Below are 1,383 nucleotides of genomic sequence, written 5' to 3'. Positions count from 1 at the left end.
GATCGAAATGATCCACCGCTATTTCGCCATGGCCGTGGGCTTCCTCATCATCGTGCTGATGGTGGCCGCCTGGCGGCGCTGGATCAAGTCGGGCAAGACCGAACTGCAGTTCCGTCCCTGGTTCCCGACGGCGCTCCTGGGCTTCGTCTGCCTGCAGGGTGCCTTCGGTGCCTGGACCGTGACCATGAAGCTGCAGCCCATCATCGTCACCATCCACCTGCTGCTGGGCCTGACGCTGTTGGCCATGCTGGCCTGGCTGGGGGCGCGGCAGGAGCAGCATGTGCCGGTCTCGCCCGCAGGCCGTGCGCTGATCGTGCCGGCCACCATCGGCGCGGCCTTGCTGGGCTTGCAGATCGCGCTGGGCGGCTGGGTCAGCACCAATTACGCCGCGCTGGCCTGTTCCGATTTCCCGCTGTGCAATGGCCAGCTGGTGCCGGAGATGGACTTCGAACATGGCTTCACGCTCTGGCGCCACCTCGGCATGACCTCCGCGGGCGACTACCTGCCGGTGGAAGCGCTGACCGCGATCCACTGGGTGCATCGCAGTTTTGCCTTTGTCGTCATCTTGTATGTTGTATGGCTGGCACACCGCGCGCTGCGTGATGAAGGCTTGCGCAAGACCGCCCGCTGGATGCTGACGGTGCTGGGTTTGCAGCTCTGTACTGGCCTGGCGACCATCTATCTGAACTGGCCGCTGGCCATTGCAGTGATCCACAACGGCGGCGCGGCGCTGCTGGTCATCCTGATGGTCATGTTAAACTACAAGGTCCGTTACGCACCCTCCGGCCTGGCCGCCGCTGCTCCACCAGCATCCGCCCGGCCCGTCACGCCATGACCACATTGACCGCCCAACCCAACCGCATCGCCCAGTACTGGGCACTGACCAAGCCGCGCGTGACGCAGCTGGCAGTGTTCTGTGCGGTGATCGGCATGTTCCTTTCCACGCCCGACCTGCCGGACTGGCACAAGGTCATCTTCGGCACGCTGGGCATCTGGCTGCTGGCCGGCGCGGCCTTCGCCATCAATTGCCTGGTCGAGCGCGAGATCGATTCGCGCATGGCGCGCACCGCCCGCCGTCCGATGGCGCGCGGCGAAATCACGGTAGGCCAGACGCTGGTGTTCTCGGGCGTGCTGGGTGGCCTGGGCATGTGGGTGCTGTACAACCTGGTCAATCCGCTGACCATGTGGCTGACCTTCGCCACCTTCGTCGGCTACGCCATCATCTACACCATCATCTTGAAACCGGCGACCTCGCAGAACATCGTCATCGGCGGCCTGGCCGGCGCCATGCCGCCCGCGCTGGGCTGGGCGGCCATGGCCAATGACGTTCCGATGCAGGCCTGGGTGCTGGTGATGATCATCTTCATCTGGACCCCGCCGCAT

At 65.0% G+C, this 1,383-nt stretch carries 2 protein-coding genes; both read left to right on the top strand.

Features of this window, described 5'->3' with window-relative positions:
* Positions 1–835 (top strand): COX15/CtaA family protein (locus tag B3873_RS18735; RefSeq protein ID WP_286868104.1); only part of this gene is annotated, 835 nt, incomplete at its 5' end.
* On the top strand, positions 832–1,383 hold a 552-nt coding region (locus B3873_RS18730; protein ID WP_286868103.1), incomplete at its 3' end, for a protoheme IX farnesyltransferase. The genes B3873_RS18735 and B3873_RS18730, both read left to right, overlap by 4 nt.

The sequence above is a fragment of the Herbaspirillum sp. UBA812 genome, assembly GCF_002296545.1.
Taxonomy (GTDB): domain Bacteria; phylum Pseudomonadota; class Gammaproteobacteria; order Burkholderiales; family Burkholderiaceae_D; genus Herbaspirillum; species Herbaspirillum huttiense.
Note: the sequence above shows the minus strand (reverse complement) of the source record. Positions and strands in the feature narration are given on the sequence as shown.